This window comes from Nonomuraea sp. NPDC048901, from assembly GCF_040649695.1.
In the GTDB taxonomy this organism is placed as follows: Bacteria; Actinomycetota; Actinomycetes; order Streptosporangiales; family Streptosporangiaceae; genus Nonomuraea.
In genome coordinates this window covers 843,840-865,476 of sequence record NZ_JBEZFW010000002.1, presented here as the reverse complement: position 1 = coordinate 865,476, position 21,637 = coordinate 843,840, and the positions used below count along the sequence as shown (strand labels likewise).

The following is a 21,637-nucleotide window of genomic DNA, read 5'->3' as shown; positions in this document are numbered from 1 at the left end:
CTAGATCAGCTTGTCGAGCAGCTCTCTGAGGCGGGCCGCGTCCTCAGGCGTCAGCTTCGCCAGGAACGCCCGCTCCGCCTCGTCCACGGCCTGACCCCCGTCGCGCAGCGTGTCGCGCCCACGCGGGGTCAGCTCGACCATGTTCTTGCGCCGGTCGGCCGGATGCGGCCGACGGCTGACCAGCTTCTTGCCCTCCAGCGTGTCGATCATCGCGACCATCGTCGTCCTGTCGATCCGCAGCCGCGTCGCGGCCTCCTGCTGGGACAGCGGGTCGGCCGAGTCGAGCACGTTGAGCACCGCGAGCTCGCGGCCGTCGACGCCGTACGGCTCCAGGGCCGGGCCGGTGTGCTGGGCCAGGCGCAGGTTGGCGTGCTTCAGCAGGTATCCAAGGCGGCGTCTCGACACCTCCCGATTCTCGCACTAGCCTAATCGTCAGTAGAGCTGACAATCAGTGGAGCTGTCATATGCTGAGCTTCGGAATGAAGACCGTCCCTGTCGGCGTCACGTACGACACGCTGCTGCGAACCTGGCAGCAGGCCGACGCGGTCCCCGCCATCGAGCACGCGTGGCTCTGGGACCACATGCTGCCGCTGTTCGGGCCGGTGGACGCGCCGATCCACGAGGGCTGGACGATGCTCGCCGCCCTGGCCGCGCGGACCTCCCGGCTCCAACTGGGGCTCATGGTGACGAGCAACCTCACCCGGCCGCCGGCCGTACTCGCCAAGATCGCGGCGACCGTGGACGCCATCGCGCCCGGCCGGCTGGTCCTCGGCCTCGGCGTCGGCGGCACGCACCAGCCGGGCGACACGCTCGTACCCAGGGAGTACAACGCGTACGGCCTGCACATCGCCTCACCCGGTGAGGGCGTGGCCCGGCTGGCCGAGTCGTGCGCGATCATCAAGCGGATGTGGACCGAGGACCGCTTCGACTTCGACGGCCGCTACTACCAGTTGCGCGAGGTGGTCTGCTCGCCGAAGCCGGCCGTCCCGCCGCCGCTGCTGATCGGCGGGTGGGGCGACAGGACGCTCGGGGTGGTGGCCGAGCACGCCGACATCTGGAACGTACCGGGGCCGCCGCACAACACGATCGAGTTCATCCGGGAACGGAACAAGGTGCTCGACGAGAAGTGCGCCGCCATCGGCCGCGATCCGGCGGAGATCACCCGCTCGACCCAACTCGTCGTCTCCACCGAAGACCCCGCCGCCGCCCGGTCAGCGATCCGCGAGCTCGCGGACGCCGGCCTGACCCACTTCGTCCTCGGCGTCCGCCTGCCCGGCCCGGCGAACGTGGCCGAATGGCTGGCCGAAGAGCTCATCGCCCACATGACGCTGTAGCCGTTAGGCGGCGCAGCAGCCGCCACCTTCCCTCAAACGGCGCAATAGCCGTCGTCGCAACCGTCGGCCGGGGGCGCGAGGATGGTCACCGGGGTCTGGCCGGTGCGGGCCGCCACCTCGTCGAGAGCGGCGTCGAACGTCTCCGCCGGCTGCGCTCCCGACACCGCGAACTGCCCCTCGAACAGGAACAGCGGCACACCCGTTATCCCCAGCGCCCGCGCCCGGCCGAGCTGCTCGCTTACCTCCTGCGCGCCCTCACCCGGCGGGTGATCCACACCCAGCTCGGCGGCCAGCTTCGTGAGCACGTCCTGGTCACCGACGTTGAGCCCGTCGGTGAAGTGCGCGTGGAACAGCCGATCGACCGCCTCCAGCCCGCGCCCCTGCCGGGTGGCGAGTTCGACCAGCCGGTGCGCCTCGAACGTGTTCGCGCTGATCGCCTGCGAGAAGCGCAGGTCCAGTCCCTCTTCCGCGGCGACGGTGGTGACATGGGAGGTCATCTGCGCGACGTTCCCGCCGAACTTCCGCTCCAGGGACGGAAGCAGCGGTTCGCCTTCGGCGGGGGCGTCCGGGTTCAGCTGGAACGGGCGCATGGTGATGTCCACGGTGCCGCCCTTGGCGCGGAAGCGGTCTGCCGCTCGGCCGAAGCGGGTGTGGCCGATGTAGCACCAGGGGCAGACGATGTCCGAAAATATCTCGACTTTCACGCTCGACCACAACCTCTACGACCCCGACCCCATTCCGCCGGCCTGGGCCGTATGTGTGCGCGGCCTTGTCCGTACTCCCGCACGGCCTTGGCCGGATGCGCGCGGCCTTGTCCGGCCGCTCCCCCGCTGGCCCGCTCCCCGCCGGGCCGGTCACCCGGCCGCCAGTTCCTCCAGCCGGTACGGGAGGTACGCCGAGTCGTCCACCAGGGCGGAGGCGCCGCGCCACCAGCCGAACCACTCCCCGCTGCGCCACATCCAGTCGACCCGCTCGATGGCCGCCACCACGTCGCCGACCGTCTGCCACCGCTCGCCCAGTTGCTCGCGGGTGGCGCCGTGCCGTAGCGCCCAGGCGCGCAGGATGCCGACGGCGGTGCCGGGTACCTCACGGGCGTACGGGTCGGGATCCTCGTCCGGCAGCCGGTGCGGTCCGAGCCCGGCCGCCACTCCCCAGCTCCACTGGGCCTCGGCGGGACGCGAGTAGCGCAGCGAGTGGAAGTCGAGGTTCGACCCCAGGTCTTCGTCGGGCCGCCGGGTGACCACCGCGTCGAGCCGCCCTCCGGCGTCGAAGTGGACGACGAGCCGCTGCCCCGGCTTCGCCCCGTCCGGCAGGTCGAAGCGGTCCTCGGCCTGCCACGAGTTGAGGTCCACCTGGGCGACGGGCTGGCCCCACAGCTGGTCGGCCGCGTCGTCGGAGATCCAGGCGGCGAGCATCTCCAGGGCGGTCAGGTCGGTCCACGGCTCGATCGCGACGGCCGTACGCAGCACCTCGTCGGGCGCGGGCAACTTGCCGCCCCTGGGCCGCGTCCACCACTCCTCACCCAGCTCCCGCGCCCCGACCAGCAACGCGGCGATGGCGGCCAGCTCGGCGGACCGCCTGGTGAGAGACGCGCCGAGCGCCAGGCTCAGGCAGCGGCCGAGCCGCGCGTCGCCGAGCACGGAGCGCGCGTCGCCGATCAGCGCCTCGGCGGTCGGGCGCTCCTCTCCAAGTAGGTTGCGGATGATTCGCCGGGCCTCGGTTCGTGCGTCTTCAGCATGTGCCTGCCGCATATAGCCACGCTACGCCTGGAGATCCTTTTCCGCGAGAGGCCAGATCCGCGCTCATGAGCAGCCCGTTTGACGACATCGACCGCCCTCGGACAGCGGGCGGTCCGAGGGCACGACCGCCCTCGATCGCAGGCGACCGTCAGCGGCGTGGACGGCGGCCTGCCCGGCCGAACAGCCAGCCCACGGCGACGCCGGTCAGCGCGATGCCCGCTCCCATGCCGAACGACGCCAGCATCACCCAAGGCCTCGTCTCGGTGTGGCTCTTGGGCGGGCGCTCGTACACGCCGGACGGCCGTTCGTACACGGCGGGCGCCCGACGCCCCTCCGCGACCTCGTCGGCCGTACGCGCCATCGCGGCTCGCCGGGCGGCCAACTCGTCCACCCCCGTACCGTCCGGGGCGAGCAACGGACCCTCCGGGAGGCGCAAATGGTCCTCGACGGCCGCGAAGAACTCCCCCGCCGTCCTCTTGGCCACCGAGCCGAGCATGCGCTGCCCCACCCCGCCGATCATCCCGCCGACGACCGCGTCGGCGTCGTAGTCGACGCGGGTCCCCCCGTCGACCTCGCTGAGCCGTACGAGCACCGTGGCCTCCACCGTCCCCGGCGCGCCCTGGCCGCGCGCCCGCAGCACGAAGCTCTCCGGCGCCGACGGTTCGGACAGCGACACCTCGCCCTGGTAGACGCCCTTGATGGAGGCGACCCCCGCCGTCACCGTCATCCGGTACGTGTCCGGCCCCGTCTCCTCCAGGCGCTCACAGCCGGGGATGGTGCGTACCAGCACCGCCGGATCCTGAAGCGCGTCCCACACGCGATGCCTCTCAACGCCGATCATGGCGCTACCTGCCACCTTCACATCGCCACTCTAGGGATCCGTCTGGCGAGTGTTGCCCTTTTGAAGCGCTCCCCACGACTAAAGTCGGGGGATTCCAGCCAGCTCGGGCTCCGGCTGCGCGGTGGCCTGGGCTGCTGTTGCTTGGCGGTTCGCCTTCCGGCCCACGCGGTTGCGTGGTTTGCGCGCCCCAACCCGCACACCCGATCTGGGTGGTGCGTGCTCCGCCCTCCCGGCGGTGAGGATGTTCTTGGCGGCGTTCACGTCGGCGTGCTCGGTGTGTCCGCACGAGGTGCACCGGAAGACCGCTTGACTCTCGCGGGACTTGCGATCCACCACCGTGCACACGTTGCACGTCTGACTCGTGTACGCCGGATTGACAGTGATCACGTTGGTGCCCGTGTACCGGGCCTTGCTCCGGGTGGCCAGTTCGATCCGATGCCAGCCCTTGTCCAGAATGCTGCGGTTCAAGCCGGACTTGCCCGCGGCCCCGTTAGGCAGGAAAACGCCCGGCCGTTCGGGATCCGGCCGGGGCGCGACACGGGCGGCCATGTTCCTGGTCGCCAGCGCCTCGAACACCACCAGTTCGAAGCTCGCGGCCAGGATGCAGGCGGTCTTGGCGGCGAAGTCCTCCCGGCGACGGCGGATCTTCCGCGCCAGCTCGGCGACCCGCGCGGCGGCTCTCCTGCGCCGGGCCGATCCCTGGGTAGTCCGGGCGAAGTCCCGCTGGAGCTTCTTGGCGTGCCCGGCCTCCCGATCGCGGGCGAACACCTGATGGTGGAAACGCCCGTCCGAGCGGGTCACGACCTTGACCACACCCCGGTCGACACCGACCGCACTGCCCGGGCTGGCGTGCCGCCAGGGTGTGATCACACCGTCTTCGACGAGGAAACTGATGTACCAGTGCTTGCCGTCCCGGCTGATGGTGGCGTTCTTGACCCTGCCGCCCAGCGGGCGGGTGATGCGGAAGCGGACCCAGCCGAGCTTGGGCAGTTTCGCCCGCGCCCGGCGCCGGTTCAACCGCTCGATGGCGATCTTGGCGCCCTCGGGAAACCGGAACGACGGCGGATTCTTGACCTTGGACTTCCAGCCGACCTTCCACGTGCCGTGCCGGGAACACGCCTGGTCCAGATCGATCAACGTCTGCTGAAGGCAATGGCCGGGCGCCTCGCCCAGCCACGCGAACTCCCGCTTGGCCTCGGCGAGCTGGCGGGCCTGGGCGTGGTAGCCGATCAACGCGCCGCGTCGCCGGTAGGTGCGGCGCTGCTCCAGCGCGGTGTTCCACACGCTGCGGCACGCCCCGCCGATCCGCTCGGCGAACTCCGCCTGGCCGGCAGTCAGATCCAGGCGGTACTTACGTCCGGTCAGCATCCGCGATCACCGGTTCTTCTGGTTCTCGACGTACCGCTCGACGACCTCCGGGGGCGCCGCGCCGACGGTGGCCACGAAGTAGGAGTTGGTCCACAGCGTCGGCAGCTTCGACTTCAGGCTCGGGAACTCCTGACGCAGGACGCGAGAAGAGCGGCCCTTGATGGCCTTGACCAGCTTGTGGATCCCGAGCTGGGGATCCACCTCGACCAGCAGCCGCACGTGGTCAGGCACGACCTCCACGTCCACCAGCCACGCCCCCTTCTCCTCGACCACCTCGCCGATGAGCTGCTTGAGTCGTTCCTCGATCCCTCCACCCAGCACCCGCCTGCGGTACTTGGGACACCAGACCACGTGGAAGGCGCACTGGAAGGCGATATCGCTGTTCGCGCGCAAGGTCACTGCCACATGGATCAATATACAGCAGCGACCTATCTACCGCTCAAAGATTCGACAGAAGGGCTCACCGCCAAGGCTAAAGCCAGGGGTCCGCGCCCTAGATCACCGATCGGATGCGCCCGCCTGGCGATCAAGACTGGCAGGATGGGACCGGTGTGCGAGGGGCGAGCCGGGGGACAAAACATGACGATCGTTGCCGATATGGCACGAGCGGCCCGAGTGGGCGATATGACCCCTGTGGCGCGGCCCGTCCGCGTTGCCGCCGTGGCGGCGGTCGCGGTCCTGCTGGCCGGCTGCGCGGCCAACGGCGGGTCAAGCGGTACGGCGGACGGCCCAGGAGGCGACACCACCGGCGCCACCCCGGGCAGCACGGCCACCCCTGCCGCCCAAAGGTCCGACGCGACCACGCGGCCGCTCGACGGACCGCCCGGTGCGGTGCCCCGACGCGGCGAAGTAAGGGAGATCCAGGCCACGGGCTCCTTACCTCCGGTGATCAGCTCCATCCCCACCAAGCGCAAGGTCGTCTTCCTGACCATCGACGACGGCTGGGAACAGGATCCCGGCTTCGTCCAGCAGGTACGCGACCAGCGCATCCCGATCACGGCGTTCGCCATGCGGGACGCGGTGGAGGCCAAGGGCACGCCCGACCCGGCCGGCGGGCCCGGCCGCTTCGTAGGAGCCGGGAAATGGGGATATTTCCGCTCGCTACGTGACGCCCACGCACCCGTCGAGAACCACACCCTCACCCACCCGAACCTCCGCCTCCTCGGCTACGACGCCCAGCGACGGGAGATCTGCGGCTCCTCCACCATCATCAGGAGGCAGTTGGGGACCAGGCCGACGCTGTTCAGGCCGCCGTTCGGCAACTACAACACCGACACGCTCAGGGCCGCCAAGAACTGCGGCCTGAAGTCGGTACTGCTCTGGACGGCCACGGTGCAACCGGGCGGCAAGATCGCCTACCAGGTGCCCGACAAGCGCCTGCGCCCCGGCGACATCCTGCTGCTGCACTTCCGCCCGAACCTGGCCAGAGACTTCCGCATCCTGGTCGACAAGATCAAGCGCCGGGGCTTCGAGCTGGGCAACCTTCAGGCGTACCTGGACGCCGCCACCGCCCGCTGAGCCCCGCCGGCCCCCGTACGCCATCGTGGGACCACCGATCCGCGGGCTTGTGACAAAGATCGCATAGCCGTGCTCTACGAGCTGTAGTACTACTTTAAGTAGATGCACTACAGCTTGTAGAGCTAAGCACCCGGTGGGGGGAAGATGGACGCGCTCGATCTCGCGCGGTGGCAGTTCGGGGTGACCACCGTTTACCACTTTCTGTTCGTGCCGTTGACGATCGGCCTGGGCGTCTTCGTGGCCGGCCTCCAGACCGCCTGGCACCGGACGGGGAAGGAGCAGTACCTCCGGCTGACGAAGTTCTTCGGCAAGCTGTTCCTGATCAACTTCGCCATGGGCGTGGTCACCGGCATCGTGCAGGAGTTCCAGTTCGGCATGAACTGGAGCGAATACTCGACCTTCGTCGGCGACGTGTTCGGGGCGCCCCTGGCCATGGAGGCGCTGCTGGCGTTCTTCATGGAGTCCACGTTCCTGGGGCTGTGGATCTTCGGCTGGGAGCGGCTGCCGAAGAAGGTCCACCTGGCGTGCATCTGGGCCGCCGCCATCGGCTCTAACTTGTCCGCGTATTTCATCCTCGCGGCCAACGCCTGGATGAAGCACCCGGTCGGCTACGAGGTGGTCGACGGCCGGGCCAGGATGACCGACCTGTGGGCGGTGCTCACCAACCCCACGGCGATCGCCCAGGTGCCGCACGTCGTCGGCGCCGCCTTCATCGTGGCGGGCGGGTTCGTACTGGCGGTCTGCGGCTACTGGCTGCTGAGGACGAAGGCCCCCATGTGGCGCAGCGCCGCCCGGGCCGCGCTGGTCATGACCGCACTGGCCGGCGCCGTCGTCGCGGGCACCGGCGACACCTCGGCCCGGCTGCTGTACGAGCAGCAGCCGATGAAGCTCGCCGCCGCCGAGGGCCTCCAGCACGACACCGCCGGAGCCCCGTTCTCCATCGTCCCCGGCGTCGAGATCCCCAGCCTCCTCAGCCTCCTCGCCAGCCACGACCCCACCGCCACCGTCCAGGGCACCGAGGACCTGCAGGCCCGGCTCGAGCAGCAGTTCGGCCCCGGCGACTACCGGCCCGACCAGACCGTGGTGTTCTGGTCGTTCCGGGTGATGATCGTCTTCGGCCTGACCACGGTGGCGCTGTCGGTGCTCGGCCTGTGGCTCACCCGCCGCAGGCGCGAGTTGCCCCCCTGGCTGGCCCGGATCATGGTGCTGGCCCTGCCGCTGCCGTTCCTCGCGATGATCTCCGGCTGGCTGCTGAGCGAGATAGGCCGCCAGCCGTGGACGGTGACGGGCGAACTGCTCACGGCCGCGAGCGTGTCCCCCGGCGTGAGCCTCGCCGAGGTGGCCACCTCACTCACGATCTTCACGCTCCTGTACGGCGGGCTCGCGGTGGCCGAGGCCGTACTCCTGACCAGGCACGTACGCAAGGGCCCCGAGCAGACGGAGCCCGTCCCCGCGACCGAGCGACTCCAGCCGTCGCTGATGTACTGAGGTGGAGACAGTGGTCAACCTGTGGTTCGTCATCATCGCCTTCCTCTGGACCGGCTACTTCGTGCTGGAGGGCTTCGACTTCGGCGTGGGCCTGCTGGCGCCGTTCGTGAGCAGGGGTCCGGAGCAGCACCGGCAGAGCCTGGAGACGATCGGCCCGGTCTGGGACGGCAACGAGGTGTGGCTGATCACCGCGGTCGGCGCCATGTTCGCCGCCTTCCCCGCCTGGTACGCCGGGATGTTCAGCGCCTTCTATCTCCCGGTCGTGCTCATCCTGGTGGGCCTGATCGTGCGCGGCGTCGGCCTGGAGTGGCGCGGCAAGGTGACCAATACGCTCTGGTGCGACCTGGGCATCGTGGCGGGCAGCGCTCTCCCGGCGTTCCTGTGGGGCGCGATCTTCGCCGACGTGCTCTTCGACAGCGCTCTCGCGGCGCTCGTGGGCGGCCTGTTCACCCTGGCGACCTGCGTACTCCATGGCGCCGTCTTCCTGTCCCTCAAGACCGACGGCCCCGTACGACGGCGCGCCCGCGCGGTCGCCCTGGCCGCGAGCGCCGTGGTCCTGCCGCTGGCCGCGGCGGCCCTGTCCAGCCTGGGCTCGATCCCCGCCCTGATCTCCATGGCGGCGCTGGCCGCCGGGGCGGCGCTGACGTACCGCCGCAGGGAAGGCTGGGCCTTCACCGCCACCGCCGGCGCCATCGCCCTGGCCTCGGTGGCGGTCTTCGCCGAGCTCCGATGGGCCCCGCTACCAGGCATCACGCTGACGGACGCGGCCTCGGGGCCCTACACGCTGACGATGCTCAGCTGGATCGGGCTGATCACGCTGCCGTTCGTACTGGTGTACCAGGGCTGGACCTACTGGGTGTTCCGCAAGCGGGTGGCGCTGACGCACTGAAGGATCAGCGGTGAGTGCACAGCGCGGTGAGCAGCCATTGGAAGGCCGGGACCGCCGGCGGATCCGGCGGCAGGCCCTGGAGGAGCTGGAGAAGCTGCCAATACCGCTCCACCCTGGGCTCGGCGACCAGTCCCAGCCAGTCCGTCAGGGAGGCGGTTTCGTCGGCGGGGAGGTCCACGGGGATGATCCGGTCAAGCGTCGCCCTCGCGCCTGGCGACTCCGGCGGGATCCCCTTCTCCAGGGCGGCGGCCGCGTGCTCAAGGACCAGGGGCCGGAGGTTGAGGCCGAACTCGAGGCGATTGTCCTGCCGGCCGCTCAGGACCAGCTGCCGTACCGTCCGCTGGAAGCTCTCGTCGGCGACCAGCTCGGCCAGCTCTATCCAGGCGTTCACCTGCTCGGCTGTCGGATCCTCGGGAAGGTCGGCGGGGATGTCACGCATCCAGTCCGCGACGAGAGCGGCGTCCTCGTCGAGGATGTCGGCGAATGCCCCGTCAACGAACTCGTCGATGATCTGCTGGCGTTCCCGCGCCGACAATCGGGCTAGCGCATGCATCAAGGTGATCTCCTCTGTGGTGCTGTCACGTTGGGCGAGAACGTGCAGGACGGCACGCCGTACCTTCAAGGTGCGGATCTCCGCGTCGAGGGCTTTGACGTGGGTCTGCGCAAGTTCCCGCAGTGCGACCCGCTTTTCCACGATCTGCTGGATGGCATCAAGACTGAGCCCGAGATCGCGAAGGGTCCGGACCAGGTCCAGCCGTGCGACCGCCTCCGCGTCATAAAGCCGGTATCCCCCGCTCGACCTGTGGGCCGGTGGGACAACGCCACTGTCGGACCAGAAGCGGATCGTGCGCGCCTGCAGCCCGGTGCGCTGGGCCAGCTGCCCAATCGTGTACAGATCGGTCGCATCGCTCATGGCTCGACTCTGCACCTTCCACCCACTGGAACCTCAAGCGATGCGACACACGTTCTCGCCTCAGCCCGGCGGCGGCTTGATCCGACGGTAGGCAGCCGCACCGGAAGAGGGCGCCTTCCGGTGCGATCTCAGCCGGCCAGGACGAGCAGGTCGCAGTCTTCCTCGACGGGGCCGGTGTCGGGACGCGTGGCGAGATCGGCGTCCAGCGCGGCGAAGCCCTCGGTGATTTCCCGCTCCGTCATGTGGTCGAAGATCGAGCTGGCGCGCAGCCGCAGTCGCGCGGCGTAGTCGGCACGGCCGGCCGCGAGACGGTGCCGAACCGAGGTGAGGGCGACCGGGCGCAGGTTGACCGTGGCGAAGGCCGCCGCCACTTCGGCGACGGTGGGAAAGACCTCTTCCTCGATGGTCCGGGCGCGTGGAAACCAGCGGTGCCACAGCGGGTTGGGCGACCGATCGGCGAAGGCGTTGCGGATGAGCACCCGGCCATCTGGGGCCAGCACGCGAGCGATCTCCGCGGCCGCCGCCGGTAGGTCCTGGATGTGGTGGATCACCAGGTAGAGCAGGGTCAGGTCACAGGCGTTGCCGGGCAGCGGGATCTCGTCGGCGGCGCCCTCGAGATAGCTGACCGACGGGTGGGCGGAGATGTTCGCCGCTACCTGACGCATCCGGACGGAGGGCTCAACGCCGTACACCGTGCCGCCGAAGGTGTCGGCGAGGGCCGGGGAGAACCGGCCGGTACCGCTGCCCAGGTCCAGGACCGTCAGCGGCCGCCGGGACGGCGCGTGCCGGGCGAATTCCGCCATCCAGGCGGCGACGACGTCGGGAGGCAACGCTCGGCCACGGGCGTACACCAGGTGCTGGCGGTCGTCGTAGTTGATTCGTCTCAGCACGCTCCCGAACCTACCCCGGCATTTCTCCTCACACGGGATTTCTAGCCGGAAATTCAGCGGCTTTCCTTCTGATTTCGGGGAGGTTGGGCTCCATCCGGGACGAAGACAGGAGCTTCTCCGCAGGGTCCGACGCGACCGAATTCCCCGTTCAACAGGAACCGAAAGGAGAATCGCATGCCAAGAAACTTGCCACGCGCCATTCCGGCGCTCGTGGCAGCCGGATTGTGCCTGGCCAGTTCAGTCACTCCGGCCTCGGCGACGTCGAGAACCGCGTCGACCCAGCACGTGCTCTACATCACGACGCAGCACCGGGAGAAGACGAGCTGGTGCTGGGCCGCTGCGGGCGCGACCATCGCCGCCAACCACGGCGACTACGTGTCGCCTTACGCGTTCTGCAACCTGGCCAAGGACTATCCGGTTACCGGAGTCTGCCCAATGACGCCGGTAACCCGTATCGCGTACAGCACGCACTGGAAAGACGCGGCTTCTACTGGCCCGGCGAGGTCATCGAGACCTCGATCAGCTGGACCGCCCTCAAGGGCCAGATCGACGTCGAGCGTCCCTTCTACGCCGGGATCAGCTGGGCGGCAGGCGGGGGACACGCGCTGGTGGTCTACGGCTACGACACGGCCTCTTGGTGTCGAGCTCGGAGGCTTGCCGATGTCCAGCGCCGCGATCCGTCCGATGATCTCCTCGCGGTCTTTGATTTCCTCCAGCATGTCGTTTCTCCTGCCGTCATTACGCGCGAGGACCCTGCACAGGCTGCCCGCAAGAGCCGCCAGGACGGAGCGAATCTCATCCGCGTGCTCGAAGCACAGTGAAGGGCCCATGACGCGGCTCCGGCGTCCGACCAACAAACGACCTCAACGGGTCAAGCACCTACGACGTCGGCGGGCAACCACCCCGATTTTCAGTCCGGAACGGGCATCCCGCCAGGGATATCGAGGACTGACAACTGGATTCGGCGGAATCGCCTACCACTACATCTCCGACACCTACGTGGAGCTGTTCTCCCAGTTCATCCCGTGCGGGGCTGGGGTCACGGCCCGCGTGTCCGGGTGGAGGGCTCGGGCGCACAGCGTGAGCGTTTCCGCGAGTGTCGTGCGGTCCGGGTCGTCGATCTCGGCGAGCATGACGGCTTCGATGCTGTCGAGGGAGCGGTCACATCTCCGGAGGGTGCTCAGGCCCTTCGGGGTAAGGCGGGTGCGCAGAGCGCGGCCGCCACGGGGATGCGGGTCGCGGCGGATCAGGCCGCGTTGCTCGAGATCGCGGATGACCAGGTTCATCGCCTGCGGGGTGACGAAGGCGATGCGGGCCAGGTCGGCCGAGGATGGGGCGTCGCGCAGGCGCAGCTCGCTGAGCGCCATGTATCCGGTGGTCGTCATGCCGTGCCGGGCGAGCGCTTCATCCAGGCAGGCGCGGATGCGGCGTTCCAGCCGGAACACCAGGTAGCTCACACGGGGCGGCGGTGCGTCGGGCGCAGCGGCCGCGGGGACACCCGGATCGGTCACCAGGAGACGATATCGCGCCCCGTCAGAACGGGCCCCATGTAAGTTTCCCACACCGCTATCAAGAACCTTGATAACAAGTTACTTGATAACCAGGGGAAACAGCTCTCTGCCCGGTGAACCGGCGGACATGCACACCAAGCGTGCATTGACGGTGGATTGTGGCTCTTCTATTTTCCAGCGACCGATGTCAATACGCGGCGGACCGGTCCGCGGCGCGCCGCGGCTGTGGAGAGGAGGAGCGCGAATGACACGATTGACCACGGTGCTGGCTCGTGCCTGCACCGCGGCGCTCTTTGCCGTCATGACCGTGGTACTCGGATCGCCGGCCGTCGCCGCCACCCTGGTGGAGGTGACCAGCTTCGGCAACAACCCGGGCAACATGCGGATGCACGTCTATGTGCCGGGCTCGCACCCGGCCTCGCCGGCGATCGTGGTGGCGATGCATGGCTGCGGCGGCTCCGGTCCCGGCTTCTACCAGGGCAGTGAGTTCGCCTCGCTGGCGGATCGATATGGCTTCATCGTCATCTACCCGACCGCCACCCAGTCGGCAGGGTTCGGCAACTGCTTCGACACCTGGTCGGACGCGGCCAAGCGGCGCGGCGGCGGCAGCGATCCGGTCTCGATCGTCTCAATGATCGACTATGTCGAGCGGACCTATCAGGGAGACCCGAACCGTGTCTACGCCACTGGAAGCTCGTCCGGCGGCATGATGACCCAGCACATGCTCGCCGTCTACCCGGACCTGTTCAAGGCAGGGGCCTCCTTCATGGGCGTGCCGTTCAACTGCTTCGCCGGCGCCTCCGACTACCCGCCCGGAAGCAGCAGGTGCACCGGCGGGAGCATGGACCGAACACCCCAGCAGTGGGGCGATGCGGTCCGCCAGACGTACCCGGGATATTCCGGCCCCCGCCCGCGCATGCAGCTGTGGCACGGCACCAGCGACACCCTCGTGCCCTACTCGCTGCTGGGAGAGTCGATCGAGCAGTGGACCAATGTGTTTGGGCTGAGCCAGACCCCGACCGGCACCGACACCCCGCAGGCAAACTGGAACCGCAGCCGATACGCCAATCTGTCCGGCACCGTGCAGGTGGAGGCGTACAGCATCCAGGGCGCCGGGCACACTCTTCCGCAGAGCGGTATGGCCCTCTACGCCATCGAGTTCTTCGGCTTGACTACCAGTCCGACCGACACCACGCCGCCGACCGCCCCGGCCGGGCTCACCGCCTCGGGCACCAGCACAACCGGCACCAGCCTGACCTGGACGGCCTCCACTGACGACACCGGTGTGACCGGCTATGACATCCTGCGCGCTACCGGCGCGATGGGCGGCACATTCCCCCAGGTCGGCACCTCGGCCACGACCTCGTTCACCGACACGGGCCTGACTGCGAACACCACCTACCGCTACCAGGTCCGAGCGCGCGATGCCGCTGGTAACGTCTCACCGGTCTCCAACACTGTGCAGATCACCACTCAGGGAGGCACGACCGGTGCCTGCTCGGCCACCCCGACCGTGCAGTCCCAGTGGGGGACCGGGTATGTGATCCAGCCGCTGACCATCACCAACACCAGCACCTCGACGATCACCAGCTGGACCGTCACCTTCACCCTGCCGGCCGGGCACACCCTGACCGGCTCGTGGAACGCCATAATCACCACCAGCGGCCAGACCGTCACGGCCAGAAGTGTCAGCCACAACGGCACGCTCGCGCCGGGAGCCAGCACCACCGGCTTCGGCTTCCAAGCGAGCAGGCCCGACGGCAACACCGCCCTGCCGTCCGGCTACACCTGCGCCTGACCGTCAGCGCGCTTCCCTGATCACGGCCCCGTCATTGACAGGTGGGACCGGCGAGGTAGCGCTCGATCCACCCCGCCATACCGAGCTCGTCGACGAGCTTCACCTCGGCATGTCCCGCAAGCTGCTCGCGTCTGCGAGCGCCTCCGCGAGGAAGACCTCGCCATCGCCCAACACACCCCGGGGCTGCGCGCCGAGGACCAGCCGCCTATGACCAGGAACTCAGCGATGAGGCTTAGGAAGAACACCGGCTCACCCAGCGGCGGATCTCCCGCGAGCAGCAGGAGGAAGCCCGGCCCCGGCTGACCGTCAGGCGCTACGGCCTCTCCCAGCACGCGCCTGGCTATTGGGGCTCGCATTCGATCAGGGGTGACCTCAGGTCAAGTGTCCGGAGTACGGGGAAGCTCCGGGGTGAGGCCGGTCGGCGGCGCGATGAGTGTTCTTCGTCGATGCCGCTCGCAACCTGTATCTCGCAACCTGTATGAGGTGATGTCCCCGGTCCGAACGTCACCAAGTCCCGGCGGCGGGGCGCCTGGTGCGCGCGGAGCCGCAACTCGCCGTGGGCGCCGGCGCGGGCCTTGCCCGCGCGCCGCGTCCGGCGTCCCCCTCCTGAGCTGGGAGATCACCGGGCGCGCGCGACCGGGCGAGCGAGCAGCGTCATGGCGGTGGCACGTCCCTCCGCCACCGCGTGCGACATCCGGCGGGGCACCACGCAGTCGCCGATCGCCACCACGGTCCGCCCGGTCCGTCCGTCCGCCGGGAGGGGCCACGGCGCGCGCGGGATCCGTTGGCCGACGACGACCAGCAGGTCGGCCTCGATCCGGCGCGCCCTGCCGCTGAGCACGCCGCGTACCTCGATGGCGGCGGTCAGGGTGGCCGTCACCGTCGTGAACGGCATGACCCGCAGCGGCGCGCCCTTCAGCCTGTGCAGCAGTTGCACCCTGTTCTCCACCGACACACCCGTGGCGAAGCCCGCTGCGGGAGTGAGCAGGACGACCTCGGCCGCCTCCCGCTCGATCGCGGCCTGCACCGCGCCGATCCCGGGCCACCATCCGAAGCCGTCGTCGAGCACGGCGATGCGGCCGCCCGGCGCTGCGAGCCCGGGGTCGCCGAGGAACTCCGTGCTGGACGTGACCGGCAGGTCGCCGGGCAGCTCCGGGGCCTCCTCGACGGCCCCCGTGGCCACCACCACGGCGTCGAACTCACGCAGATCGGCGGCCGACGGCGCCGCGCCCGGGCGTACGCACACGCCAAGGTCGGTGAGCTGTGCGTACTGGTAGTCGACGAACCGCTGCCAGCCGCCGCGCTGCGGCGCGAGGCTCGCCAGCGCCGCCTGCCCGCCGACTGACGGCTCCGCCTCGAACACCGTTACGGCCACGTCGTGCCGGGCCAGCGTCAGCGCGCACTCCATGCCCGCGGGCCCCGCCCCGACCACCGCCACCGGCCCCGACCCGCCGGCCCGTGCTCCTTGACGGCCGTCACCGTGGAGAAGGATGAGCGGCGCCGCGGGCCGGCTGGTCTCGCCGGGGGGCGCGAGCTCCGGATTGACCGCGCACAGGCCCGTCGGCTCGAACGTGCGGCAGTCCTCGTTGCAGGAGGTGCACGGCCGGATGCCACGCTCGTCGCCGGACAGCAACTTGTTCGCCACGTCGGGGTCGGCTATGAACGGCCGCGCCATGCCGACCAGGTCCGCGCCCAGCCGCAGCGCCCGCCCGATGTCGGCGGCTGTTCGGAACGACTGGCTCACCAGCAGCGGGACGGAGGCCGCCCGGCGCAGCGCGGCGACCGATTCCAGCAGGGGCGGCCCGGTGGTGGCCATACCGGGCACGTAGGTGTTGCGCACGCCCGTGGTGACGTTGAGGTAGTCGAACGGGGACGCGGCGGACACACGCCGGGCGATGTCGAGCAGGTCGTCGAGCTCCAGCTCGGGCTCGGCACCGTTCGCGATCGACAGGCGCACCCCGATCGGCCGCCCGCCGATCTCGGCGCGGACCGCGTCGATGACCTCGCACAGCAGCGCCGCCCGCCGGTCGGCGTCCCCTCCGTAGGCGTCGTCGCGGTCGTTGGTGACCGGCGACAGGAACTGGGCGAGCAGGTACCCGTGCGCCGCGTGCAGCTCGACGCCGTGGTAACCGGCCTCCACGCAGTTGCCCGCCGAGACGCGGAACCCCTCCACCACGCCCCGCACCTCGGCCGCGGTCAGCGGGCGCGGGGCGGTCGGCTCCCGCGGGGAGCGTACGCCGCTCGCGGACACGGGGTGGAAGTGGTTGCCGGCGCCGAGGGTCTCCCGGCCCAGGTGGAGGAGTTGGGAGATCGCCACTGCGCCCTCGCCCGTGATGGCCTGGGCGCGGCGCCGCAGCGCCTCGCGGATCGGCGGCCGGTACGCCTCGGTGAGGTAGCGTTGCCGCAGCGTCGACTCCCTGGCCACGACCGTGCCGCCGGTGATGACCATGGCCGCGCCTCCCGAGGCGAGCCGCCGCCAGTAGGCCGCGTCGGTCTCGGTCGGCGCGCCGTCGCGCACGTCCGCCAGACCGTGCGCGACCGCCACCAGCCGGTTGCGCAACCGTAGCCCGGCGAGATCGAGCGGGTCCCTCATGCCGCCGGCCATGTCAGAGCCGCCCATCCCCGTGGCCGGCTCCCGCCGCCGCGGGAGCGTCCGCCTGGGCCCGGTGTCCCAGCTCGGGCCCCCGGCCGCCGACCGCGGCCAGGTAGCCGGTCGTGTCCGTGCGCCGCTCGCCCCACAGGATCTCCAGTACCAGACTGCTGATCCGCCAGCCGTCCGGCTCCCGGCGCAGCCGATTGTGGTACCGGCCGACCAGGACGTGAGCCGTGTCCGGGGCGGCGGCGAAGCACTGGTGTGAGGTGTGGTAGACGAGCGCGCTCGCCTCGTCCCCGGTGACGTCCACGTGGTAGACGCTGAGCAGGTGGTGCTGCCACAGGCAGTCTCGGGTGGCCTCGTCGATCCACCGCGCGACGGCGTCGCCGCCGGTGATGGGTTCCGCGTTGCCGTACTGCGCCCGCAGGTCGTCGGCGAGCGTGGTACGCAGCCCGCCGAGGTCCCTTCTGTCGATGCACGAGGCGTACCGGTACAGCACGTCGGTCACCTTGGCCCGGTCCAGCATCGCCGCCACCTCTGACTGGGTCCTCATGGTCGCTCCCTCCACGTTCGTCAGCCGACCTTCATCCACACGCTCTTGACCTGGGTCAGGTCGTCCAGCGACGCCGCGCCCAGGTTGCGGCCGTGCCCGGACAGCTTCACGCCGCCGTAGGCCACCGTCGGATAGACCATCTGGTAGGTGTTCACCCACACGGTTCCCGCGCGCAGCGCCCGGCCGGCACGGTGGGCCCGGCCGAGGTCGTTCGTCCAGACGCCGGCCGCCAGGCCGTAGTCGGTGTCGTTGGCGATCGCGTACGCCTCCTCCTCCGAGCCGAAGTCCAGCACCGACATCACCGGCCCGAAGATCTCCTCCTGGGCGATGCGCATGTCGTTGCGCACCGAGGTGAAGACGGTCGGCTGGTGGAAGTAGCCGACGTCACCGTGCCGATCGCCGCCGAGCACGAGCTCGGCGCCGTCCTCCAGGCCGTAGCCGACGTAACGGCGCACGCGCTCCAGCTGCTGCGCGGACACCAGCGGGCCGAGCTGGCTGCCGGGGGCGAAGCCCGAGCCGATCCGCAGATCGCGCGAGCCCTCGACGATCCTGCTCACCAGTTCCTCGCGCACGTCGCGGTGGACGAGCACCCGGCTGCCGGCGGTGCACACCTGGCCGGACGCGCCCCACACGCCCATCATCGCCGCCGCGGCCGCGGCCTCCAGGTCCGCGTCCGGGAAGACGATCAGCGCGCTCTTGCCGCCCAGTTCGAGGCCCACCCGCTTGACCCGGGCAGCGGCCGCCGCCTGGATCGCCGATCCGGTGGCGACCGAGCCGGTGAAGGAGACGGCGTCGACGTACGGTGACGTGACGAGCGCGGCGCCCGCCGACTCGCCGGACCCCTGCAGCACGTTGAACACGCCGGGCGGGATGCCCGCCTCCAGCGCCAGCTCGGCCATGAGCACCGCGGACATCGGGGTCTGCTCGGCGGGCTTCAGCACGACGCTGTTGCCGGCGGCGAGCACCGCGGCCACGAAGGCCAGCACCGAGGTCGGCCCGTTCCACGGTGTGATGAGGCCGATCACGCCGATCGGCTCGCGGTGCTGGTAGACGACCAGGTCGGACGGCACCGACGGGATCGTTCCCTCCAGCTTCGTCGGCCAGCCCGCGTAGTAGTCGATGCCGTCGACGGCGAACTGCACGATGAAGCTCTCGTACCACCGCAGCAGTCCCGAGTCGATCACGTCGAGCTCGGTGAAGACGTCGGCCCGCTCCGCGAGCAGGGCGGACAGGCGGCGCAGCCGCCGCTCCCGCTCCAACGGCGCGAGGAAACGCCACCGGCCGTCGTCGAACGCGGCCCGCGCCGACCGCGCAGCCCGTTCGGCGTCCGCAGCGGAGCCTGCAGCCGCGATGGCCACCTGCCGTTCTGTCGCCGGGTCGACGACCGGCATGGTCGCGCCGTCGGCGGACGGGACCACCTCGCCGTCGATCACGTGACCGAACAGCTGGCGGGACAGCTCGCGGACGGTGTCCGCCGAGATCGGGTAGACAGAGGGGTCGGTCAACGTGCTGCTCATCCGGCAACACTCCTTTCAGGTGACGGAAGCATCGTCGGGGCCGGTCCGGCGTGCCTGTGCCCGCCGGCAGCGCCGGGTGTGAGTGATCTGCCTGCTCGCCAGGGCCACCGCGATCATCAGCGCCGCGCCCTGGAACAACGGCTGGATCCAGAAGGTGCCCGGCCCGAACGACAGCTGCAGGCCCTTGACGCCGAACGCCGGGGCGAAGTACGCGAACAGGAACACCGCGCTGTAGCGGCCCAGGGTCGCGCCGATCGGGGTGTGCGGCGCCTCCTGCGGGGCGCCGTCACCGCCTGAGACGGCCACCCCGGTGCGGTCCGCCAGGTCCTGGTGGACGAAGCGGATGCCCGCCTCGTGCGCCGCGACCGCCGGTCGAGCACGACCTGGCCGGCGAACGTCTTCGAGACCGTGTGAAGATCCAGTGCGGGGCCGCTCACCTAGACGCCCCACAGTTCTTGAACGTGTCCGTGAACCCGGCGAGGCCGGGCCAACCGTCCTTCTCTCCCTCGATCTCCTTCGCCGCCTCCGGCGTGGTGACCAGGTAGTCCACGCCGGCGTCGATCGCCTGCTGGACGGCGGCGCCCGGGTCCGTGGCCGTGGCGCTCACCGTGACCAGTTCCCAGCCTCGGGCCTTGACGGCCTCGTCGAGGTATCCGGCCAGGATGGCGCAGCTCGGGTCCGCGCACTGGACGAAGGCGACCTTCTGCGAGGCCGGCTCCGAAATCGTCCCGCACGCCGCCAGAGCGGTCGCGAGCACGCCTGTGGCGAGGAGCGTCAGGGTCTTGGTGCCGTACATGTGGCTACCCGTCGTAGTGATCAATTGGGGGTGGTCGAAACGGGTCTACGGGGAGTGGCGGCCGGAGCGGCACGTCGCACCGGGGCATGCCTCGGACCATAAATGTCATGAGGATTAACCGCAAGTACCAGAATCCTTGTCGTTATTTCTCATGAGGATTATGGTTCGGTACATGCTCGAAACAACAGTCCGGCCCGGTCCACGCCTGTGTCGCGTGAGGGAGAGGAGGAGATGGACGTGAAGACGTGCGCGGCCTTGACCCTGTGCGACGACGGCGCCGTGGCGCTGGTCGGCACGATGGACGAGATCGGCCAGGCCTACGAGGACGAGCGCGCCTGGCACGGCATCCGGGACGTCATCCGGTTCTGATCCCCGAGTCTTCCTCAACGGTAGCCTTGACGTCATGTCCATCAGGCGTGACAGCGCTGAGACCCCCGCCATGAGCCGCGTCGCGATCGGACGTGGCGACGGCCTGATGCGTGTTCTCAAGACGTCCGAGAGCATGGCCCGCGATCTCGTACGCGACATCATCGCATCCGGACGGCAACCCGGTGACGCGTTGCCGGCCGAGGCGGCCATGCTGGCCGAGTACGGCGTCAGCCGCGAGTCGCTGCGGGAGGGCCTGCGCCTGCTGGAGGTCCAAGGGCTCATCTCCATCCGCCGGGGGCCCGGCGGCGGCCCCGTGGTCGGCATGGTGGACCCGGCCAACCTGGGCCGCACCGCGACGCTCTACTACCAGATGGCCGGCGCCACGTACGAGGAGCTGTTCGAGGCATGGGTGTTCGCCGAGTGCGAGCTGGCCGCGCGCGCGGCGCGCCACCCCCTGCGCGACGCGCGGTTGGCCGCGATGGCGCCCTTCCTCGGCTCCGACGACTGTGCCGACGACGAGCAGGCAGGGGTTGAGGACTTCGTGGCGCAGCACTCGTCCTTCCATGCCACCATCGCCTCGCTGGCCCGCAACCGCGTCCTGGAGTTGACGTTGCAGACCATGGGGCAGGTCGTCACGCACCATGTCGCGGTGAACGAGGATCCCAGAGCGATCCGCGACCTCATCGCCACCAGCCACCGGCGCCTGGCCAAGGCGATCGTCGGCGGCCACGGCACGCTGGCCCGTACCCTCATGCAGCAGCACATCGAGGACATCAGCAGCTATCACCGCGAGCAGAGCAGCGTCCAGATGGACGAGGTCATCGAATGGCAGTGAGCCCGGAGCGCACGGCTTGTGCGGTTCCAAAACGCGAATACTGCTGCTGAGCTGGGCGTTCGCCGGACGATCAGGCTGCTGTGCGGTACGTGGTACGCGAGGTCGTAGTGGGAGACCACCTGATCCTTATGCGTTTCCTCGGCCTGGTGGGCGTCCCGGCGATCGTGGGCGGGGCGGTCGCCGTGCTGCGCCACCACCCGCTGGACACCGCACCCGCTAGGCATCCAAGCGGAAGCCGTACTCCTGGGGCTTCCGCCCCGGAAGGCGGTAGCGATCATTCGGCGGGGGGGATGGCGGTAGACGTTGACGAGGAATCGGCTGAGGTCGCGAGCTTGCCGACGGACAACGGCAGCCGCGTGATGGTCAGCGCCCACGGCTCCGTGTTCACCATCCGCAGGCGTTCGATCTCGACGATGGTCGTGCCTGGCGTCACCCCTAGCTCGGCGGCGGCCGCCGTGCTGGCCGGCACCGTCTCCAGCCGCCGTCCGGCGATGGTCTGCTCGCCGCCACGGCCCCGCACGTCCTCCTCGAAGTGGCCGATCATCGCGTGTCCGAAGCCCTTGCGAATGATCCCTGGCATGCCGCCTTACTCTTCTGGCGAAGCGCTGGGAAGGCAGTCCGAGCGAAGCGAGGCCCGCCAGGGGGCGGGCGTGAGCCCGCCTGGGGGAACGTCCGGAGCGAAGCG

23 protein-coding genes are annotated in these 21,637 nt (G+C 69.8%); 8 read left to right on the top strand and 15 right to left on the bottom strand.

From position 1 onward, the window contains the following. Complete coding sequence (locus AB0C30_RS09045; RefSeq protein WP_357941207.1) at positions 1-405, bottom strand: MarR family transcriptional regulator; 405 nt, start codon at positions 403-405, stop codon at positions 1-3. Between the two features lie 59 nt (positions 406-464). On the opposite strand from AB0C30_RS09045, the gene AB0C30_RS09040 reads away from it, so the two are divergent. After that, positions 465-1,334, top strand: coding sequence for an LLM class flavin-dependent oxidoreductase (locus AB0C30_RS09040; RefSeq protein WP_357941205.1), 870 nt, complete (start codon positions 465-467; stop codon positions 1,332-1,334). A 32-nt stretch (positions 1,335-1,366) separates the two neighbouring features. Here the strand turns inward: AB0C30_RS09040 and AB0C30_RS09035 are convergent, their stop codons facing one another. The 5 genes from AB0C30_RS09035 to tnpA form a co-directional block, all read right to left on the bottom strand. Further along, complete coding sequence (locus AB0C30_RS09035) at positions 1,367-2,038, bottom strand: DsbA family oxidoreductase (RefSeq protein ID WP_357941203.1); 672 nt, start codon at positions 2,036-2,038, stop codon at positions 1,367-1,369. 150 nt (positions 2,039-2,188) lie between these two features. Continuing rightward, positions 2,189-3,085, bottom strand: coding sequence for a hypothetical protein (locus tag AB0C30_RS09030; RefSeq protein WP_357941201.1), 897 nt, complete (start codon positions 3,083-3,085; stop codon positions 2,189-2,191). A gap of 136 nt (positions 3,086-3,221) precedes the next feature. Beyond that, a complete protein-coding gene (locus AB0C30_RS09025; RefSeq protein WP_357941199.1) occupies positions 3,222-3,914 on the bottom strand; it encodes a carbon monoxide dehydrogenase subunit G in 693 nt (230 codons plus the stop codon). Between the two features lie 78 nt (positions 3,915-3,992). After that, complete coding sequence (locus AB0C30_RS09020; RefSeq protein WP_357941196.1) at positions 3,993-5,282, bottom strand: transposase; 1,290 nt, start codon at positions 5,280-5,282, stop codon at positions 3,993-3,995. A 6-nt stretch (positions 5,283-5,288) separates the two neighbouring features. After that, on the bottom strand, positions 5,289-5,687 hold the full coding sequence (gene tnpA, locus AB0C30_RS09015) for an IS200/IS605 family transposase (RefSeq protein WP_357941194.1): 399 nt from the start codon (positions 5,685-5,687) through the stop codon (positions 5,289-5,291). A 174-nt stretch (positions 5,688-5,861) separates the two neighbouring features. On the opposite strand from tnpA, the gene AB0C30_RS09010 reads away from it, so the two are divergent. From AB0C30_RS09010 to cydB, 3 genes are all read left to right on the top strand, one after another. Next, a complete protein-coding gene (locus AB0C30_RS09010; protein ID WP_357941192.1) occupies positions 5,862-6,800 on the top strand; it encodes a polysaccharide deacetylase family protein in 939 nt (312 codons plus the stop codon). Positions 6,801-6,944: 144 nt separating this feature from the next. Further along, a complete protein-coding gene (locus AB0C30_RS09005; RefSeq protein ID WP_357941190.1) occupies positions 6,945-8,288 on the top strand; it encodes a cytochrome ubiquinol oxidase subunit I in 1,344 nt (447 codons plus the stop codon). A 1-nt stretch (position 8,289) separates the two neighbouring features. After that, the gene (gene cydB, locus AB0C30_RS09000; protein WP_357941188.1) at positions 8,290-9,177 is read left to right on the top strand and encodes a cytochrome d ubiquinol oxidase subunit II; all 888 of its coding nucleotides are present in this window, start codon (positions 8,290-8,292) and stop codon (positions 9,175-9,177) included. 4 nt (positions 9,178-9,181) lie between these two features. On the opposite strand, the gene AB0C30_RS08995 is transcribed toward cydB, so the two are convergent. Then, positions 9,182-10,090, bottom strand: a complete 909-nt coding sequence (locus AB0C30_RS08995; protein WP_357941186.1) for a MerR family transcriptional regulator — start codon at positions 10,088-10,090, stop codon at positions 9,182-9,184. 128 nt (positions 10,091-10,218) lie between these two features. After that, positions 10,219-10,980 carry a class I SAM-dependent methyltransferase gene (locus AB0C30_RS08990; protein ID WP_357941184.1) on the bottom strand — a complete coding sequence of 254 codons (762 nt, stop codon included), beginning with the start codon at positions 10,978-10,980 and terminating at the stop codon, positions 10,219-10,221. 83 nt (positions 10,981-11,063) lie between these two features. Here AB0C30_RS08990 and AB0C30_RS08985 point away from each other — a divergent pair, with 83 nt between their 5' ends. Further along, positions 11,064-11,801: a hypothetical protein gene (locus tag AB0C30_RS08985; protein ID WP_357941182.1), complete on the top strand. Its 738-nt coding sequence runs from the start codon at positions 11,064-11,066 to the stop codon at positions 11,799-11,801. Between the two features lie 174 nt (positions 11,802-11,975). On the opposite strand, the gene AB0C30_RS08980 is transcribed toward AB0C30_RS08985, so the two are convergent. Next, positions 11,976-12,491 carry a MarR family transcriptional regulator gene (locus AB0C30_RS08980; RefSeq protein WP_357941180.1) on the bottom strand — a complete coding sequence of 172 codons (516 nt, stop codon included), beginning with the start codon at positions 12,489-12,491 and terminating at the stop codon, positions 11,976-11,978. Between the two features lie 244 nt (positions 12,492-12,735). Between AB0C30_RS08980 and AB0C30_RS08975 the strand changes: the two genes are divergently transcribed. After that, on the top strand, positions 12,736-14,289 hold the full coding sequence (locus AB0C30_RS08975) for a PHB depolymerase family esterase (RefSeq protein WP_357941178.1): 1,554 nt from the start codon (positions 12,736-12,738) through the stop codon (positions 14,287-14,289). 619 nt (positions 14,290-14,908) lie between these two features. Here the strand turns inward: AB0C30_RS08975 and AB0C30_RS08970 are convergent. The 5 genes from AB0C30_RS08970 to AB0C30_RS08950 are packed head-to-tail and all read right to left on the bottom strand — an operon-like array spanning position 14,909 to position 19,772. Beyond that, positions 14,909-16,882 (bottom strand): FAD-dependent oxidoreductase, encoded by a 1,974-nt coding sequence (locus AB0C30_RS08970; RefSeq protein WP_357941176.1) that lies wholly within the window; start codon positions 16,880-16,882, stop codon positions 14,909-14,911. A gap of 13 nt (positions 16,883-16,895) precedes the next feature. Beyond that, positions 16,896-17,435, bottom strand: coding sequence for a nuclear transport factor 2 family protein (locus AB0C30_RS08965; protein ID WP_357941174.1), 540 nt, complete (start codon positions 17,433-17,435; stop codon positions 16,896-16,898). Between the two features lie 20 nt (positions 17,436-17,455). Further along, on the bottom strand, positions 17,456-18,952 hold the full coding sequence (locus AB0C30_RS08960) for an aldehyde dehydrogenase family protein (protein WP_357941172.1): 1,497 nt from the start codon (positions 18,950-18,952) through the stop codon (positions 17,456-17,458). 15 nt (positions 18,953-18,967) lie between these two features. Further along, on the bottom strand, positions 18,968-19,402 hold the full coding sequence (locus AB0C30_RS08955) for a hypothetical protein (protein ID WP_357941170.1): 435 nt from the start codon (positions 19,400-19,402) through the stop codon (positions 18,968-18,970). Then, positions 19,386-19,772 carry a hypothetical protein gene (locus AB0C30_RS08950; protein ID WP_357941168.1) on the bottom strand — a complete coding sequence of 129 codons (387 nt, stop codon included), beginning with the start codon at positions 19,770-19,772 and terminating at the stop codon, positions 19,386-19,388. Before AB0C30_RS08950 ends, AB0C30_RS08955 begins: the two co-directional genes overlap by 17 nt. 207 nt (positions 19,773-19,979) lie before the next feature. Here AB0C30_RS08950 and AB0C30_RS08945 point away from each other — a divergent pair, with 207 nt between their 5' ends. Then, positions 19,980-20,117 carry a hypothetical protein gene (locus tag AB0C30_RS08945; RefSeq protein WP_357941166.1) on the top strand — a complete coding sequence of 46 codons (138 nt, stop codon included), beginning with the start codon at positions 19,980-19,982 and terminating at the stop codon, positions 20,115-20,117. Positions 20,118-20,151: 34 nt separating this feature from the next. Further along, positions 20,152-20,952 (top strand): FCD domain-containing protein, encoded by an 801-nt coding sequence (locus tag AB0C30_RS08940; RefSeq protein WP_357941164.1) that lies wholly within the window; start codon positions 20,152-20,154, stop codon positions 20,950-20,952. A gap of 274 nt (positions 20,953-21,226) precedes the next feature. Here the strand turns inward: AB0C30_RS08940 and AB0C30_RS08935 are convergent, their stop codons facing one another. Beyond that, the gene (locus AB0C30_RS08935; RefSeq protein ID WP_357941162.1) at positions 21,227-21,532 is read right to left on the bottom strand and encodes a UTRA domain-containing protein; all 306 of its coding nucleotides are present in this window, start codon (positions 21,530-21,532) and stop codon (positions 21,227-21,229) included. Positions 21,533-21,637: the final 105 nt, after the last annotated feature.

Bases quoted from the DNA above. Each gene is read 5' to 3' on its own strand.
- AB0C30_RS09040 (WP_357941205.1), top strand. From the start codon at position 465: ATGCTGAGCTTCGGAATGAAGACCGTCCCTGTCGGCGTCACGTACGAC.
- AB0C30_RS09030 (WP_357941201.1), bottom strand. From the start codon at position 3,085: ATGCGGCAGGCACATGCTGAAGACGCACGAACCGAGGCCCGGCGAATC.
- AB0C30_RS09025 (WP_357941199.1), bottom strand. From the start codon at position 3,914: ATGATCGGCGTTGAGAGGCATCGCGTGTGGGACGCGCTTCAGGATCCG.
- AB0C30_RS09020 (WP_357941196.1), bottom strand. From the start codon at position 5,282: ATGCTGACCGGACGTAAGTACCGCCTGGATCTGACTGCCGGCCAGGCG.
- AB0C30_RS09010 (WP_357941192.1), top strand. From the start codon at position 5,862: ATGACGATCGTTGCCGATATGGCACGAGCGGCCCGAGTGGGCGATATG.
- AB0C30_RS09005 (WP_357941190.1), top strand. From the start codon at position 6,945: ATGGACGCGCTCGATCTCGCGCGGTGGCAGTTCGGGGTGACCACCGTT.
- AB0C30_RS08995 (WP_357941186.1), bottom strand. From the start codon at position 10,090: ATGAGCGATGCGACCGATCTGTACACGATTGGGCAGCTGGCCCAGCGC.
- AB0C30_RS08975 (WP_357941178.1), top strand. From the start codon at position 12,736: ATGACACGATTGACCACGGTGCTGGCTCGTGCCTGCACCGCGGCGCTC.
- AB0C30_RS08970 (WP_357941176.1), bottom strand. From the start codon at position 16,882: ATGAGGGACCCGCTCGATCTCGCCGGGCTACGGTTGCGCAACCGGCTG.
- AB0C30_RS08965 (WP_357941174.1), bottom strand. From the start codon at position 17,435: ATGAGGACCCAGTCAGAGGTGGCGGCGATGCTGGACCGGGCCAAGGTG.
- AB0C30_RS08960 (WP_357941172.1), bottom strand. From the start codon at position 18,952: ATGAGCAGCACGTTGACCGACCCCTCTGTCTACCCGATCTCGGCGGAC.
- AB0C30_RS08945 (WP_357941166.1), top strand. From the start codon at position 19,980: ATGGACGTGAAGACGTGCGCGGCCTTGACCCTGTGCGACGACGGCGCC.
- AB0C30_RS08940 (WP_357941164.1), top strand. From the start codon at position 20,152: ATGTCCATCAGGCGTGACAGCGCTGAGACCCCCGCCATGAGCCGCGTC.
- AB0C30_RS08935 (WP_357941162.1), bottom strand. From the start codon at position 21,532: ATGCCAGGGATCATTCGCAAGGGCTTCGGACACGCGATGATCGGCCAC.